Origin of the sequence: Exiguobacterium sp. SH5S4 (assembly GCF_004337045.1) — a bacterium.
GTDB classification, from domain to species: domain Bacteria; phylum Bacillota; class Bacilli; order Exiguobacteriales; family Exiguobacteriaceae; genus Exiguobacterium; species Exiguobacterium aurantiacum_A.
Genome location: NZ_SJUQ01000079.1, coordinates 1 through 403, shown reverse-complemented (window position 1 = coordinate 403; position 403 = coordinate 1). Strand labels below are relative to the sequence as shown.

1 pseudogene is annotated in these 403 nt (G+C 52.4%); it reads left to right on the top strand.

Going from position 1 to position 403, the window contains the following annotated elements:
- A pseudogene (gene iscS / locus EVJ32_RS16050) lies at window positions 1-403 on the top strand (cysteine desulfurase); the annotation flags it as partial.

The following is a 403-nucleotide window of genomic DNA, read 5'->3' as shown; positions in this document are numbered from 1 at the left end:
GAAAAAAGGCAAGCACATCATCACCAGCAAAACCGAACACAAAGCGGTACTGGATACCTGCCGTCAGCTGGAGCGCGAAGGTTTTGAAGTCACCTACCTGGCACCGCAGCGTAACGGCATTATCGACCTGAAAGAACTTGAAGCAGCGATGCGTGACGACACCATCCTCGTGTCCATCATGCACGTAAATAACGAAATCGGCGTGGTGCAGGATATCGCGGCTATCGGCGAAATGTGCCGTGCTCGTGGCATTATCTATCACGTTGATGCAACCCAGAGCGTGGGTAAACTGCCTATCGACCTGAGCCAGTTGAAAGTTGACCTGATGTCTTTCTCCGGTCACAAAATCTATGGCCCGAAAGGTATCGGTGCGCTGTATGTACGTCGTAAACCGCGCGTACGC